17 protein-coding genes are annotated in these 15143 nt (G+C 48.3%); 10 read left to right on the top strand and 7 right to left on the bottom strand.

The window, feature by feature from the left end:
* The first annotated feature begins 78 nt into the window (after positions 1-78).
* Entirely contained in the window at positions 79-1359 is a 1281-nt protein-coding gene (locus FTU67_RS12160; RefSeq protein ID WP_180061784.1) for a DUF2254 domain-containing protein, read from the top strand.
* Positions 1360-1362: 3 nt separating this feature from the next.
* Here FTU67_RS12160 and FTU67_RS12155 read toward each other — a convergent pair whose 3' ends face one another.
* Positions 1363-1701, bottom strand: a complete 339-nt coding sequence (locus FTU67_RS12155) for a DMT family protein (protein ID WP_005181069.1) — start codon at positions 1699-1701, stop codon at positions 1363-1365.
* A 254-nt stretch (positions 1702-1955) separates the two neighbouring features.
* Here FTU67_RS12155 and mpl point away from each other — a divergent pair, with 254 nt between their 5' ends.
* Positions 1956-3323, top strand: a complete 1368-nt coding sequence (mpl, locus tag FTU67_RS12150; RefSeq protein WP_005181071.1) for a UDP-N-acetylmuramate:L-alanyl-gamma-D-glutamyl-meso-diaminopimelate ligase — start codon at positions 1956-1958, stop codon at positions 3321-3323.
* A 250-nt stretch (positions 3324-3573) separates the two neighbouring features.
* Complete coding sequence (locus FTU67_RS12145) at positions 3574-4659, top strand: zinc-dependent alcohol dehydrogenase family protein (protein WP_104470788.1); 1086 nt, start codon at positions 3574-3576, stop codon at positions 4657-4659.
* Positions 4660-4754: 95 nt separating this feature from the next.
* Here FTU67_RS12145 and FTU67_RS12140 read toward each other — a convergent pair whose 3' ends face one another.
* A complete protein-coding gene (locus FTU67_RS12140; RefSeq protein WP_016659776.1) occupies positions 4755-5036 on the bottom strand; it encodes a GNAT family N-acetyltransferase in 282 nt (93 codons plus the stop codon).
* A gap of 38 nt (positions 5037-5074) precedes the next feature.
* Positions 5075-5440, bottom strand: coding sequence for a GNAT family N-acetyltransferase (locus tag FTU67_RS12135; RefSeq protein ID WP_168396841.1), 366 nt, complete (start codon positions 5438-5440; stop codon positions 5075-5077).
* Between the two features lie 384 nt (positions 5441-5824).
* Between FTU67_RS12135 and FTU67_RS12130 the strand changes: the two genes are divergently transcribed.
* The 5 genes from FTU67_RS12130 (at position 5825) to FTU67_RS12110 (ending at position 9537) form a co-directional block, all read left to right on the top strand.
* Positions 5825-6790 (top strand): TerC family protein, encoded by a 966-nt coding sequence (locus tag FTU67_RS12130; protein ID WP_075168119.1) that lies wholly within the window; start codon positions 5825-5827, stop codon positions 6788-6790.
* A 263-nt stretch (positions 6791-7053) separates the two neighbouring features.
* A complete protein-coding gene (guaD, locus tag FTU67_RS12125; RefSeq protein WP_168405793.1) occupies positions 7054-8370 on the top strand; it encodes a guanine deaminase in 1317 nt (438 codons plus the stop codon).
* Positions 8357-8512 (top strand): hypothetical protein, encoded by a 156-nt coding sequence (locus FTU67_RS12120; protein ID WP_005181085.1) that lies wholly within the window; start codon positions 8357-8359, stop codon positions 8510-8512. The genes guaD and FTU67_RS12120 overlap by 14 nt, the downstream gene beginning before the upstream one ends.
* Before the next feature lie 70 nt (positions 8513-8582).
* Entirely contained in the window at positions 8583-9110 is a 528-nt protein-coding gene (gene hpt, locus FTU67_RS12115) for a hypoxanthine phosphoribosyltransferase (RefSeq protein WP_104490108.1), read from the top strand.
* A gap of 166 nt (positions 9111-9276) precedes the next feature.
* A complete protein-coding gene (locus tag FTU67_RS12110; protein WP_005181091.1) occupies positions 9277-9537 on the top strand; it encodes a GlsB/YeaQ/YmgE family stress response membrane protein in 261 nt (86 codons plus the stop codon).
* 72 nt (positions 9538-9609) lie between these two features.
* On the opposite strand, the gene FTU67_RS12105 is transcribed toward FTU67_RS12110, so the two are convergent.
* Positions 9610-10311, bottom strand: a complete 702-nt coding sequence (locus FTU67_RS12105) for a DsbC family protein (RefSeq protein ID WP_180061783.1) — start codon at positions 10309-10311, stop codon at positions 9610-9612.
* Positions 10312-10401: 90 nt separating this feature from the next.
* Positions 10402-11427, bottom strand: coding sequence for a CDF family Co(II)/Ni(II) efflux transporter DmeF (gene dmeF / locus FTU67_RS12100; protein ID WP_180061782.1), 1026 nt, complete (start codon positions 11425-11427; stop codon positions 10402-10404).
* 54 nt (positions 11428-11481) lie between these two features.
* Between dmeF and FTU67_RS12095 the strand changes: the two genes are divergently transcribed.
* Together FTU67_RS12095 and FTU67_RS12090 are read left to right on the top strand one after the other, a co-directional pair.
* Positions 11482-11748 carry a metal/formaldehyde-sensitive transcriptional repressor gene (locus FTU67_RS12095; RefSeq protein ID WP_005181098.1) on the top strand — a complete coding sequence of 89 codons (267 nt, stop codon included), beginning with the start codon at positions 11482-11484 and terminating at the stop codon, positions 11746-11748.
* Between the two features lie 139 nt (positions 11749-11887).
* Positions 11888-13030 carry an MFS transporter gene (locus FTU67_RS12090; protein ID WP_180061787.1) on the top strand — a complete coding sequence of 381 codons (1143 nt, stop codon included), beginning with the start codon at positions 11888-11890 and terminating at the stop codon, positions 13028-13030.
* A 117-nt stretch (positions 13031-13147) separates the two neighbouring features.
* Here FTU67_RS12090 and FTU67_RS12085 read toward each other — a convergent pair whose 3' ends face one another.
* Together FTU67_RS12085 and mnmE are read right to left on the bottom strand one after the other, a co-directional pair.
* Positions 13148-13483: a DUF1622 domain-containing protein gene (locus tag FTU67_RS12085; RefSeq protein WP_005181102.1), complete on the bottom strand. Its 336-nt coding sequence runs from the start codon at positions 13481-13483 to the stop codon at positions 13148-13150.
* Between the two features lie 274 nt (positions 13484-13757).
* Entirely contained in the window at positions 13758-15113 is a 1356-nt protein-coding gene (gene mnmE, locus FTU67_RS12080) for a tRNA uridine-5-carboxymethylaminomethyl(34) synthesis GTPase MnmE (RefSeq protein ID WP_168382074.1), read from the bottom strand.
* Positions 15114-15143: the final 30 nt, after the last annotated feature.

Raw genomic sequence — 15143 nt, 5'->3', positions numbered from 1 at the left:
ACGCTATAACTATCAAGATAAAGCTTTTTGTAATGAATAACTTAAGATTAGATTAAAGATATTTTCAGGGCAGTTTCCATGTGGTTCAAACTTAAAATCTGGCTACAAAACCCTTCAGAAAACTTATGGCTGATGCCGGCGCTGGGTGCCATCTTTGCGACATTTTTTTCATTATTTGCCATCGCCAGCCAGTATTTTATTCCGGCCAGTACGGTACCGAATATCAGCATCGACACCTTGGGCAGCTTGCTGGATATTATTGCATCCAGCATGCTGGCAGTGACGACCTTCTCATTGTCGATTATGGTGGCAGCTTTTGCTTCGGCTTCAAGCAGCGGCACACCACGTGCCTATAGCTTGATGATGAGCGATGACAACACCCGGCTGGCCATTTCCAGTTTTATTTCCGCTTTTATTTATGCAGTGATTGCCAAAATTGCCCTGGGGCTGGAGTACTACGGTCCATCCGGACGTTTTGTGCTGTTTATCAGTACTATTCTGGTGTTGATGTACCTGATTTATACCCTGATTCATTGGGTACAAACCCTGTCTAAACTCGGCAATTTAACCACCACCATCGACAAGATTGAAACTGCGGCCAAAAAGGCCTTGGGCCAGTTCCGGCATCAACCGGACTTGGGGGCAACAGGGCAGAAGCCTGCTTTTGCGCCCAGCTTTTGCGTCTATAGCAGCACAACCGGTTATTTTAACCATGTCGATCTGGCCGGACTGGAGCAGATTGCCGCGCAGCAGCAACTGCATTTACATCTGCCATCTATGCCGGGCAAATTTTTAGATCCGATGACGGCGCTGGTCGAAGTCTATAGCCCGCAGGCGCTGTCCGAAGAACAGCAACAGCAGATCCGCAATCAGATTCTGCAGCATCTGATTATTGAAACCAATCGCAGTTTTCTGCAGGACCCGCGTTTTTGTCTGCTGGTGATGAGTGAGGTCGGGCAAAAAGCCATGTCGAGTGCAATTAATGATGTCGGTTCTGGCATTAGCGCGCTGAATGCGCTGACCCGGATTCTGATTGACAGTCGCCCGGACCCGGAGGCGACGCGCTGTGATTATCCGCATCTCAGTATTGAGTGCTTTGATCTGCAAGACCTGATTTATGGCAGCTTTATGCCGCTGGCCCGCGATTGTGCCCAGAATCTGGAGTTAAATCAGCGCCTGCTGAAATGCCTGTCGATGATTGAGCAGAATGTACCGGAACCGGAACTCAGACAGGCGGCCACGCAGATGGCGATGCAGGTGCTACAACGCTGTTTACATCACTTTAATTTCGCACCAGAACGGGCACTGATTCAAGCGGATTTCGCCGCGCTTTTTCCACATCTGCCACAGCCTGAATAAGACTTAACTGCTGCGAAAAACGAAGTAAACACAACCGAGCAGGCATAAACCGGCCCAGAGATAATCCAGTTTAAATGGCTGCTTGAACAGATACAGCATAAACGGCACAAAGACCAGCAGGGTCACCACTTCCTGGGTAATTTTCATTTGCCCAAGTGACCAGCCATGCTGGGCCAGCAAGCGCGTGGCCGGAATCATAAAGGCGTATTCGAGCAGGGCAATCATCCAGCCAAACAAAATGGCCTGCCACAGCGGCGCGCCATGCAAAAATTTCAGATGTCCATACCAGGCCAAAGTCATAAAACAGTTGGAAATAATTAACAGCAGTAAAGGGAAGGACATAGGCGGCAGCATCCAGAAAACGTCAGCCTATTGTACGGTTTCAGGCCCAAAAAGCAGTGTGGCTATGCGGATTTTTTTCACGGTCAGCATCCACCTGGAAAATGCCTGATTTTTTCGGATTTCAGTCAACGAATCCCTACAAGAATGACTATCTTTTCCGAAACAGCCTTGCTATCGTTGCTGACAATTCAATACATCATGACCAGGCCATCAACAAGAATGGTACGGTCCTACACGCAGTGGAGTAACAGCGGATGCATCTGCATATTTTGGGTATTTGTGGCACTTTTATGGGCTCTCTGGCCTTGTTGGCGCGTGACCTGGGTCATACCGTGACCGGTTCCGACCAGAATGTTTATCCGCCGATGTCGACCCAACTGGAAAATGCAGGCATTACCTTAATGCAGGGCTATGACCGCAGCCATTTACAGCCGCATCCGGACTTGGTGATTGTCGGTAATGCCATGAAACGTGGTATTGATGCGGTGGAATATATGCTCAATGCCGGTCTGCCTTATGTTTCAGGTCCACAATTCCTGGCCGATCATGTGCTGCAAGGCAAGCATGTTCTGGGCGTGGCCGGCACCCATGGTAAAACCACCACCACCACCATGCTGGCCTGGGTGCTGGATCAGGCCGGTCTGGAACCGGGCTTTTTGATTGGCGGTGTTCCGCTTGGCTTTAAAGAAAGCGCGCGTTTAGGTGGTGGCAAATACTTCTGTGTTGAAGCCGATGAATACGATTCTGCTTTCTTCGACAAGCGCTCCAAGTTCGTGCATTACCATCCGAAAACTGCCATTTTAAATAACCTTGAATTTGACCATGCCGATATCTTTGATGATCTGGCGGCGATTCAAAAACAGTTCCATCATCTGGTGCGTACCATTCCAAGTGAAGGCTGCATTATTGCACCGGTTACCGAAACCCATATTGATGAAGTGCTGGAAATGGGCTGCTGGACACCGGTGGTCCGCACCTCACTGACTGCACATGCCCAGGCCGCGCTATCTGCCGAGCAGTTACAGGCCGATGGCTCACATTTTAAAGTGCTGCAAGATGGTGTGGTTCAGGGCGAAGTCTGCTGGAACATGACCGGCCAGCATTCAGTGGCCAATGCCCTGGCAACCATTGCCGCGGCGGCGCATGTTGGTGTATCGATTGAAACGGCCTGTGCGGCCTTGTCCAATTTCGGCGGGGTAAAACGCCGTATGGAACTGCTCGATACCGTACGCGGCATTGAGGTCTATGATGACTTTGCCCATCATCCGACGGCAATTGACACCACTCTGGAAGGCGCGCGCAAACGTTTAGGTGAACGCAAACTGTGGGCGATTATTGAGCCTCGTTCCAATACCATGCGTATGGGCAGCCATAAAGATGGACTGGCACATTCAGCACGTCTGGCCGATGAAGTGATCTGGTATCAACCGGAAGGGCTGGACTGGGATTTACAGCCAGTAGTAGCTGCGGCACCAAACAAGGCCAAAATTGCCCGGACGCTGGATGACATTATTCATACCGTCAGCCAAGAAGCAGGCGAGGGCGATGCGGTGGTGATCATGTCCAATGGCGGTTTTGGTGGTCTGCACCAGAAATTATTAAGTGCATTAAAATCGGCTTAAGCACGTTTTATTGACCTGAAACATCATTCAACGGGGCTGTAGTCCAGATACTGCAGCCCTGTTTTATTTTCATACAATTCAATAGATTAAAATAAATATACAAATATCTGAATAAAAACGGTTTTTTAGAGATGAACTTGTCATCAACTCCTGTTAAGTTAGAACGATCACATCCTGTGCTATAACGGTTCCTGATGAGGTGAAAAGGCGCAGGCTGTCCCACAATAAGCACAACAAGAGGATGACCACCATGTCCCAGACAATGCAAGCTATGGTTTATCATGGCGCCAATGATATCCGTTTTGAACAGCGTCCACGTCCCCAGATTCTGCAACCCACTGATGCCATCATCCGCGTGACCAAGTCAACGATTTGCGGTACCGACCTTGGTATCTGGAAAGGCAAAAACCCGGAAATTGAAAGCACCGCAATCGAAAAAACCGGCCAGTTTGATGGCCGTATTCTCGGCCATGAAGGCATCGGGATTGTTGAAGAGGTCGGTACGGCAGTCAAAAATTTCAAACCGGGCGACCGGGTGATTATTTCCTGCGTCAGCCGCTGCGGTACCTGTGAAAACTGCCAGAAACAGCTCTATGCACACTGCCGCAATGAAGGCGGCTGGATCATGGGTTATATGATTGACGGCACCCATGCCGAATATGTACGCACCCCATTTGCTGATACCTCGCTGTATCCGCTGCCAGAAGGACTGAATGAAGAGGTCGCGGTATTTTTATCAGATGTGTTGCCGACTTCGCATGAAATTGGCGTGCAATATGGCAATGTCAAACCCGGCGATACCATTGCCATTATTGGTACCGGCCCGATTGGGATGGGCTGTCTGCTGACTGCACAATTCTATTCACCGGCGCAAATTATTGCGGTAGATATGGATGATAACCGGCTGGCCATGGCCAAGGAACTTGGCGCGACCCACACCATTAACTCGGCCAAAGAAGATGCCATTCAGCGTATTCTGGAAATTACCGATGGCCGCGGGGTCGATTGCGCCATGGAGGCCGTGGGGGTAGAAGCCACCTGGAATATTTGCCAGCATGTCGTCAAAGAGGGTGGTCATCTGGCCAACGTCGGAGTACACGGCAAATCGGTGAATTTCGAGTTAAATAAACTCTGGATTAAAAACCTGACCATTACCACCGGTCTGGTCAATGCCAATACCACCGGCATGCTGCTCAAAAGCTGCTGTGCCGGCAAGCTGCCGATGGAACGTCTGGCCACCCATCATTTTAAATTTGACCAGTTTGAAAAGGCTTATGAGGTATTTAAACACGCCTCAGATGAAAAAGCCCTGAAAGTGATCATTGATTACAGCTAAGGTCTTTATCGGCAATCAAAAACCACGAGTTCATGCTCGTGGTTTTTATATATTGGCTGCCCCTCCAAAGTCGGCGGCGGGTTCAAGTGCCAGATTTAAGCGGCGACATCGGCCAGGCTGGGCTCGCGTCGAAACATGACTTCAACATAAGAACAGACCGGTACAATCTTGAGCTGTTTTTCCCGGGCAAACTCGACCAGCACATCCAGTAATTGGCGGGCAATGCCTTGGCCACGCAATGAATCATCTACCCAGGTATGGTCGGCGACAATTTTATGCGTGTCTTGCCATTGATAGGTAATTTCAGCAATCCGCTGTCCATCCCGTTCAATAAAAAATGCGCCGCCACGTTTTGCCTCTTGATGTTGAATATCCATTGCTGTCCTGCCTTAAAGTTTATGTGTCACCTGATGAATTAGGGTTGAAGTACATCCTGAATAGATGGGTCTTTTTCAAAAGCCGCTTTAGCATAAGGGCAGAGCGGTATAATCTTGGTCTGCTGTTCGCGGGCATAATTGACCGCAGCTTCAACTAAGTGACGTCCCACGCCCTGACCACGTAACTGTTCACTGACCGTGGTATGGTCAATAATGATTTTATCTTCGCCGGCGCGTGAATAGGTCATCTCTGCCAGGCGCTCGCCATTGGCTTCAACAAAAAAGGCCCCTTTGCTGTCATTGTTTTCGTGTTGCACCATCATTTTTATCATATCCTCCCATCTGAATTTTGAGTATCTGCTTTCTGCAGAAAAAAATATAGCATCTGATCTGTAATCTAACATTTTCACTGCATGTTGAAACAATTGCATACAGTCGCTTTTTTCTTGACGAGGAATACACTGTAGCACGCGCTCATTTACATTCGGCCATTTGCACTTTACTTAAAAATATGCAATTCTCTGTCGACTTTGGGGCATTCCCCCAACACAGAATTGTTGAACAAGGGGAGTAGCCTCCTCCAAGCGTTAAAAGCCAGATGAAACTCACTGGTTTTAACGTGTCAGACTATCGTCATTACACTTTGCAAAAAGTCGGTATCTGAGCATTGAATCTGCACAGGCAGGGCAATGTAGGCAAGACCTTGATCACGTTGTTATGGATGTTTTTATTTCATCTGGCAACGGGTCAAGGTTTTTTTATGGCCAATTGTCGGATGTGGAGATTGTATGGAATCTATCGGCAATATCTGGCTGTATCTGGCCTTTTTTGCGATTGTTATGGTCATGCTCGCCATCGACTTTCTGGGCTTTAAACAAAAAGAAGGCCAGACTGTTCAGGTGCGTACCGCCGCTTACTGGAGTATCGCCTGGGTCAGCGTGGCCATGCTGTTTGGTGGTGGCCTATGGTTATATCTGAAACAGACCGCCGGACTGGATGTCGCCAATACCAAGGTGATGGAATATCTGGCCGGTTATTTACTGGAAAAATCACTGGCGATTGATAACGTCTTTGTCTGGCTGATGATTTTTGCTGCCTTTGCCATTCCACCGGCACTACAACGTAAAATCCTGCTGTATGGCGTTTTGGGCGCTATTGTGCTGCGTACCATCTTTATTTTTATTGGCGCCTGGTTTGTGCAGGAATTCTCTTGGATTCTGTATCTGTTCGGTGCCTTCCTGGTCTATACCGGCTTTAAATTCCTACGCGGACAGGACGATGAAGACAGCAATATCGAAGATATGGCAATCCTGAAATGGTTACGCAAACATATGCGGATTACCCCGCAGCTGGAAGGTAGCCGCTTCTTTGTGCGTAAAGAGGGCTTACTCTGGGCCACGCCACTCTTTCTGGTGCTGATTCTGGTTGAAGCCTCCGATGTGATTTTTGCGGTGGATTCAATTCCTGCGATTTTTGCTGTGACCAGTGATCCCTTTATTGTCTTGACCGCCAACCTGATGGCGATTTTAGGCTTACGCGCCATGTTCTTCCTGCTGGCCGGTGCAGCCACCAAAATGCATTATCTGCCGTATGGGCTGGGAATTATTCTGGTGTTCATTGGCTTCAAGATGCTGATGCTGGATGTGTTCCATATGCCAATCTGGATTTCCCTAAGCTTTATTGTGATTGTGCTGGCAATTACTGCCTGGCTGTCGATTCGCCACAGTCGCAAGCATCATGAAACCACGCTCTAAAGTGGCCTGATTGATCAAAAAGCCCGTTGCATACGGGCTTTTTTTATTTTCCATATTCAGGGATTACTCTTAAATATCAGCGTATAAGTACTCGATTTAACTGAATATTTTAGAGTTGACCCAGTGGACATCTTGTATTTCACCCAAACTGGCAACAGTTTTGCATGACACCCAATGTCTGTGACTGAATGTTGGATTTTCCATACAGGGCAGCGCTTTTCAGCTACAATCAACCGAAAAAATTAAACAAGTGCAGGTTTTTCATGTCTTCTGTCATTGCAACGACGGCAATTCGCGGCCGCTTCCTCGATATTCAGAATACAGTTGCCCAAGCGCGTGATATTCACGACCAAGTGCGCTATGTAGAAGATGGTTTATTAATTACCCAACACGGGAAAATTCACTGGTTTGGTCCCTGGGAAGAGGGGCAGGCGTATATTCCGGCCGGTGTTTCGGTGCAGCATTATCCCGATCAGCTGATTATACCCGGCTTCATTGATACCCATATTCATTTCCCACAAACCGAAATGGTGGGCGCCTATGGCACCCAGCTGCTGGAATGGCTGAATACCTATACCTTTCCAACCGAAATACAGTTTGCCGATAAAAGTTATGCCGACAAGATAGCCGCATTTTTTGTGCAGGAACTGCTGAAAAATGGCACCACCACGGCACTGGTGTTCTGTACAGTGCATCCTGAATCTGTCGATGCCGTGTTTGAAGCCGCAGAACAGCACCAGATGCGCCTGATTGCTGGTAAAGTGCTGATGGACCGTCATGCACCCGAGGAACTCTGTGACACGCCAGAACGCGCCTATCAGGAATCTAAAGCACTGATTGAAAAGTGGCATGGAAAAGGCCGTAATTTATATGCGATTACCCCGCGTTTTGCACCGACCTCAACGCCGGCACAACTGGAAAAAGCGCAGCAGCTGAAAGCTGAATATCCGGATGTGTATTTGCATACCCATTTAAGTGAAAACAAAAATGAAATTGCCTGGGTCAAAAGCCTGTTCCCGGAGCAAAAAGGCTATTTAGATGTCTACCATCATTATGGGCTGACCGGTTCACGTTCGGTATTTGCGCATTGTGTACATCTGGAAGAGCAGGAATGGGACTGTATGCACCAGACCGATTCCGCGATTGCCTTTTGTCCGACCTCCAACCTGTTCCTGGGCAGTGGCCTGTTCCCGATTCATCAGACCTGGCAGAAACAGGTCAAAATGGGCCTGGGCACCGACATCGGGGCAGGGACCTCGTTTAGCCAGCTGCGCACCATTAGCGAAGCCTATAAAGTCCAGCAGCTACTTGAGCAAAACCTGTCGGCCTATGAAGCGCTGTATCATGCCACTTTAGGCGGTGCCAAAGCACTGGATCTGGATGACAAGCTCGGCAATTTCAATATCGGTAAAGAAGCGGACTTTATTGTGCTGGATTTAAACGCCACCGCCTTGCAGACCCTGCGCCAGCAGCACAGCAAAGGCCTGGAAGACAGCCTGTTTGCGCTCATGACCATGGGCGATGAACGTAATATTCAGGCCACCTATATTTATGGACAATGTGCCTATGTCCGCGACTAAACCTATACGCCGGGCGCAACCGAAATGGCGGGTGGCGCTCACGCTGATTGGTCTGGCCTTGTTGCTGAAAAGAGACCACCCGGTCAAAAATGCTGTTTTTTTAGACAGCAAAGAGGATGCATCTGACCGCAAGATGTATTAAAATTAAGGCATATTTTGGGGTGTTGCAGGTCAACACCTTTTTTATTTTTTGCTCTTTTAGGGATCTACCCATGACCGTTGATATGAAAGTATTGATTTCTGCTGAAGAAATTCATGCGAAAGTTCAAGAACTTGGTAAACAGATTAATGCGCACTACGCCAACAGTGACAAGGAACTGGTGTTAATCGGTTTACTGCGTGGTTCTGTGCTGTTTATGGCCGATTTATGCCGGACCATTGAAAAACCGCATGAACTGGACTTTATGACCGTTTCAAGTTATGGCGGCGGTATCGTGTCTTCGCGTGATGTGAAAATCCTAAAAGACCTCGACGGCGAAATTCGTGGCAAAGATGTGCTGGTGGTAGAAGATATTATCGACTCTGGCAATACCCTGAGCAAAGTACTGGAAATTTTACAAACCCGTGAACCAAACTCGATTGAGCTGTGCACGCTGGTCAGCAAACCGTCACGCCGTGAAATTGAACTGGAAGTTAAATTCCTGGGCTTTGAAGTAGAAGACAAATTTATTGTCGGTTATGGCCTCGACTATGACCAGAAATATCGCCATATCCCGTTTATTGGTGAAATCGGTCTGTAAGCAACCGCAAAAGAAAGTGGCGTTCAGCCACTTTTTTTACGACAAAGCGGACAAAAAAGCTACAATCTGTAGCAGGACTCTACTGTTTGTCCTCTCAAAAATCCTGAAAAATAAATCAAATAGCAACAACTCAACTTGATAAACCATAACAAGAAGGAGACAGGAGATGTGGACACTTATTGTGGCTATCGTGATTGGTTTTATTGCAGGTCTTATTGCCCGTGCCATCCATCCAGGTGATGATAAAGCAGGCTTTATTATGACCACCTTACTCGGGATCGCCGGTTCACTGTTGGCCACTTACGGCGGTCGCTTCCTCGGTCTGTATGATGAAAACTCAGCTGCCGGCTTTATTGCCTCGGTGATTGGTGCGCTGATTATTCTGTTTATCTATAACATGATTTCCAAACGCTCACATCGCGTTTAAATCAATAAAAAAGCACCGTTCATTCGCCGGTGCTTTTTTATGGTCTAAAATCTGACTTTTAACAATCTGAGCTTAGAGTCCAAATTCCTTGAAAATCTGCTCGATCTGCGCAGCAGGGTAGGCGCCCATCACCTTAAAACCATTCGAGAAAATAATGGCCGGTGTGCCGTTTAATCCTAGGCTTTGCGCCAGTTTCAGATTACGCTGAATCGGATTGGCACAGGACTGGCTCGTGCGCGGGCTAAGACCTTTGGCAATCAGGTCTTCCCAGGCCTGGGCCGGATTGGCTTCACAATACACCTGCTGCGAAGGGCGTACCGATTGTGCCTTTAACGGTAAAATAAAGGTGTAAATGGTGACATCATTGAGTTTTTTCAGCTCTACTTCCAGCTGTTTGCAATACGGGCAATTTGGGTCAGAAAAGATGGCCAGCTGACGTTTACCCGTCCCTCGAACCGTTTTTAAAGCATCTTGTAGCGGCAGTTTTTTCCAGTCGATGCTGTTTTGTTGTACCAGCAGCGCTTTGGTCAAATTCTGCTGGTCGCTTAAACGGATCATGGAACCGGCCAGAATATGCTTGGCATCTTCATTCAGATAGACCACCTGACCCTGCATTGAACCGCTATAAATCCCGCGCATTTCAGTGGCCTGAATATTCTGGATATCCAGGTTTGGATGCTGCTGCTTTAAATTGGCTTTGACGGTGTCGACATTGGCCAGTGCCAGCGTTGAGCTCATCGCGAGCGCGGCCAGCAAGAATGCATATTTAAACATAGTGAAATCTTGTCTTTATCAATCCTTGCCCGATTCTAATCTTAAATCGGGACAAAGATTCCACTTTTATCAGAGAAATTTACCGAATCACTACAGCATCGACAATGGCGTTTCACGTGGAACATAAACCGGATGAATCGAGTTAATTTCAATTGAGACATGCACAATTTCCTCATGCATTGACAGGGCCGTGCGGATTTGATCGGCATTTAATTCATCTTCAGTTTCTACGGCCAGAATACAGGAAAACTTGTCACGACCGACTTTCCAGACATGCAGATCGGTGATATTGACCATTCCTGGCAGCTCGGCAATCACCTCGCGAATTTCTTCCACCACCGGATGATCCATTTCAGCATCCAGCAAGGTGCGTCCAGTTTCCTGAATCAGGCCCCAGGCCCAGCGCGCCACCAGAATCGAACCCACAATACCCAGTACCGCATCAAGAAAATCCCAGCCCCAGAACTTGCCGGCAATTAAGGCTACAATCGCAAAAATAGAGGTCACAGCATCGGCCACCACATGCATAAACGCAGCTTTCTGGTTTAAATCATATGCTCCCGCTGTATGTGTATGCGCATGTCCATGCCCCGACTCATGGTGATGGTGATGGTGATGGTGATGGTGATGGTGATGGTGATGGTGATGGTGATGGTGATGGTGACCATCATCATGCAGTAACCAGGCACAAATCAAGTTGACCAATAGGCCTAAAATCGCAATCGGAATGGCTTCGTTATAATGAATATTAACCGGGAAAAATAAGCGTTCTACCGAATGAAACGCCATAAAACCGGCCACTACCAGCAATAAAATCGCACTACTATAACCGGCCAGAATCTCAATTTTCCAGGTACCAAAGCTAAAACGGGCATCCTGGGCATAATGACGCGCCGCCCGATAAGCCACATAGGCCAGCCCCAAAGCCAGCATATGCGAGCTCATATGCCAACCATCGGCCAGAAGTGCCATCGAGTTAAAAATCCAGCCGCCAATAATCTCTAAAAGCATCATGACACCGGTTAATATCGCAGCATATAATATACGCTTCTGGGCCAGTGGATTGCCTTCATCAAACTGATGGTGATGGGTACGGTGAGAAACATGATTTTGCATGGGGAGAATCGTCTAATATACTCCCCCATAGTATATTTGAAATTAAGGTGAAGTGTGGGCCATTTACATACAGATAAAAAAGTTTTAAATCGCATCAAGCGTTTACAAGGTCAGATCAGTGCGGTGGAACAGTCCATCCATGATCCGGAAAAAAGCTGTATCGAAGTATTACAGCAGGTGGCTGCGATTAAAGGCGCGGTTAACGGGCTGATGAATGAGCTGATTGAATCGCATTTGCGCCATCATGTCATTGGCGATGAGGTCGAGGTCAATGAAGTCGAACTGGATGAATTTTTAAAATTGTTAAAACGCTATACCTAAGCCCATCTTTCGATTGACCCACGAAATTCCTGCCTTTACACTGAAACGATCTTTTCTCATATCATGATACCTGAGCCAAAAAGCTGAGGTATTTTTTTATTCTCTCATGTCAAACGCTCAATCGTGGCAGCCGTTTTTAATGGTCAGCCTGGCGCTGTGTATTGGTACCGTTGGAACCGCACTGGCCAGCCCTTTATATCCCCTATATCAGGAGCTGTGGCAGCTGCTGCCGAGTCATATTACCTATCTGTTTGTAGCCTATATGTTCGGTTGTCTGGCCACTTTACTGTTTCTGGGGCGAACCAGTAACCGCTTTGGTTTTGTTCGCAGCTTGCAGGTCGGTATTGCCCTGGTCACGATTGGACTGATACTGTCAGCCTGGGCACCGACAGCGCTGTATTTGGGCCTCGGCCGCTTTATTATTGGGATTGCCTCCGGACTGATTACCACTTCTGCCATGCTGGGGCTGATGAATGTAGTGCCCGATAGCCATAAACTGCTGGCGCCGCAGCTCAGCTCGATTATTACCGCAATTGGCTTTGGTTTAGGGCCATTTCTGGGCGGTGTAATTGCCCAGTTTGCCGAGCAGCCACTGGTCACGCCTTATCTTCCGGTGATTGTCAGTGCCATTTTCTGTGGGCTGGGCCTGTTCAAGCTAAAACAGCCTGCCTTTGAACAGCAGCCATTTTCGGTTTATCCCAAATTACAAACCCCGGATGCGCCGTATCAGGCTGCTTTTTTTCTGGTCAGTCTGGCCGCGTTTTGTGCCTTTGCCGGCTTTAGTCTGTTTGCTTCGCTGTCGCCGTCGTTTGTGCAGGATATTTTGCCCTGGCATGGGCCACTGGTCAGTGGTGTAGCAATTTCCGCGATTTTAATTATTTCAGCCATCGTCCAGTTTTTTGCCCGTAGCGTGCTGCCTGCCAAGGCCTTGCGCTGGGGGCTCTATGCGCTGCTCGGCAGCCTGCTTCTGCTGGGTTTATGTATGTCGCTGCAATGGAGCCCGCTGTTCTTTGTTAGTGATGTGCTGGTCGGAATTGGGCATGGCTTGAGCTTATTGGGCGCCTTTGGCCTGATTCACCAGATGAGTCAGCCGCACAACCGCGCTGCAATTATGTCCAGTTATCTGTTTATTGCCTATCTGGGCACCATTGTACCGATTATTGCGGTGGGCTATTTATCAGACCATTTTGGCTTAAGTGTGGGTATTATCAGCTTCTGCATGCTGATTGGGCTGCTTTGCCTCAGCCTGATCTGGCAGCAGCGTAAAGTGCTAACCTTTTAAATTAATGCTGTTGAGTCGGGGATGATCAGGCACCCTCGGCCTGATCCTGGGTGCGGACAGACTGCGCTGCCAATCAGATGCTGACCATATCAACATCCACCAGATGATTGAATAGTTTTATTTCTCTGTACCGGGTTGATGTTCCAGCTCTTTCATTAAAAAGTAGTTTAAAAAGGTCCGAATGACCGCAATAATCGCCAGTTTGATCAGGCTGTCCATATCCGGATCGACCGTGGTGGCCAGAATATCTGCGGCCAGCTGAAACTCCAGCGCAGTGGCCAGCCAGTTCCCAAAACAATAGCGCGCGCTGCGGCCGGATTTTAACTGGACCAGCACCATTAAGGTTTTGACCAGACCAATCACTACACAGACCACCGAGATAAACTCGAGCAACAGCTGCAGCACACTCACCAAAGCAACCAGTGACTCACGTAAATCAACCACCTCCAGCATGCCACACCTCCGGCAGTATTTTTATCGACTGCATTCAGGATTTTATTGAAACAACTTGTAGGTTATTCACTCATCATAGCCTGAATATCGGGCAATAGAAGGGCGGATGGTGGGATATAGGCTAGCCCATACAATGTGACAGGCTGTTCCCTTAGAACATACAAAACTATTTAGGCTGAAATGACGAGATTGCCTGATAAAAAGCAATAAAAAAGCACCAGGTGGCTAACACCTGATGCTTTTAAATGTATAGCAAGCTCAGAGCGTGCTGCGCTTATTTTCCAATACAGAAAGAACCGAAAATTTTACCCAACAGATCATCGGCACTAAAATCTCCGGTAATTTCACCTAGGGCATTTTGCGCCAGACGCAGGGATTCAGCCACCAGCTCACCGGCATGATAATCTACCAGCTGCTCGCGCGCTTCGGCCAGATAGTACTGGGTGCGTTTCATTGCGTCTAAATGACGAGTTCGGGCAATAAAGGTATCTTCTTCCGGCTGGAAGCCTGCATGCGCTGTAATCGCATCTATGAGCGATTGAACACCGGTTTCCTGCTTGGCCGACACGGTAATATGACGAAAGCCCTGATAATCACCAATAACGGCTTCAGCACCAGTCAAATCTGCTTTATTAGCAATCAGCATCAGACGTTTGGGTTCCAGATGATCGGCAAAATATTCCTGGGCCAAGGCCAGTGGATCTTCACCCTGACTTAAGTCATACACCAGCAGCAATAAATCGGCCTGTTCAATTTCTTTAATCGCGCGGCGGATGCCTTCTTTTTCCACCACATCACCGGTTTCCCGTAAACCGGCGGTATCGGTCAGGGTAATCGGCAAGCCATTTAAGGTGATTTTTTCATGCAGCACATCACGGGTGGTACCAGCAATATCGGTCACAATCGCCCGTTCAATCCCGGCTAAAGCATTCAGTAAAGATGATTTTCCGGCATTGGGTTTACCGGCAATCACCACCTGCAAGCCTTCGCGCAATAATTGTCCCTGACGCGCCGATTGCTGTACCGCGGTGACTGAGCTGGCAACATCATCCAGCAGGGCCAGAATTTTGCCGTCGGCCAGAAAATCAATTTCTTCTTCCGGAAAATCAATCGCTGCTTCCACATGCAAACGCAGATGAATCAGTTTTTCTAAAACCGTATTGACCTTGGTTGAAAATGCGCCTTGCAGGGAGCGTACCGCTGAACGTGCTGCAGCCTGCGAGGTCGCGTCAATCAGGTCGGCAATCGCTTCGGCCTGTACCAGATCAAGCTTGCCATTTTCAAAGGCGCGCATGGAAAACTCGCCAGCTTTGGCCGCGGTCGCACCGAGTTCCAGTAAACGTGCCAGCAGGGCATTTTGAATGACCGGGCCACCATGACCTTGCAGTTCCACCACATCTTCACCGGTAAAGGAGTTTGGATTGGGGAAACAAATCACCAAACCTTCATCCATCACCTCACCGCTAGCCTCATAAAACTGGCGGAAGCCGGCAAAACGGGCTTTTGGCAGCTGCTTTTGGGTCAGGGCTTCAGCAATGGCATAGGATTTGGGACCAGACAGGCGAATCACCCCCACACCGCCACGCCCGGGTGGAGTGGCAATCGCAGCAATTGTTGTGGTTTGGGTCAGCATAAATTCACCTGTCGCAATGCTTAAAGT

The sequence above is a fragment of the Acinetobacter sp. YH12132 genome (assembly GCF_013418645.1).
Classification (GTDB): Bacteria; Pseudomonadota; Gammaproteobacteria; order Pseudomonadales; family Moraxellaceae; genus Acinetobacter; species Acinetobacter indicus.
This window is presented reverse-complemented; position numbering and strand designations above follow the sequence as displayed.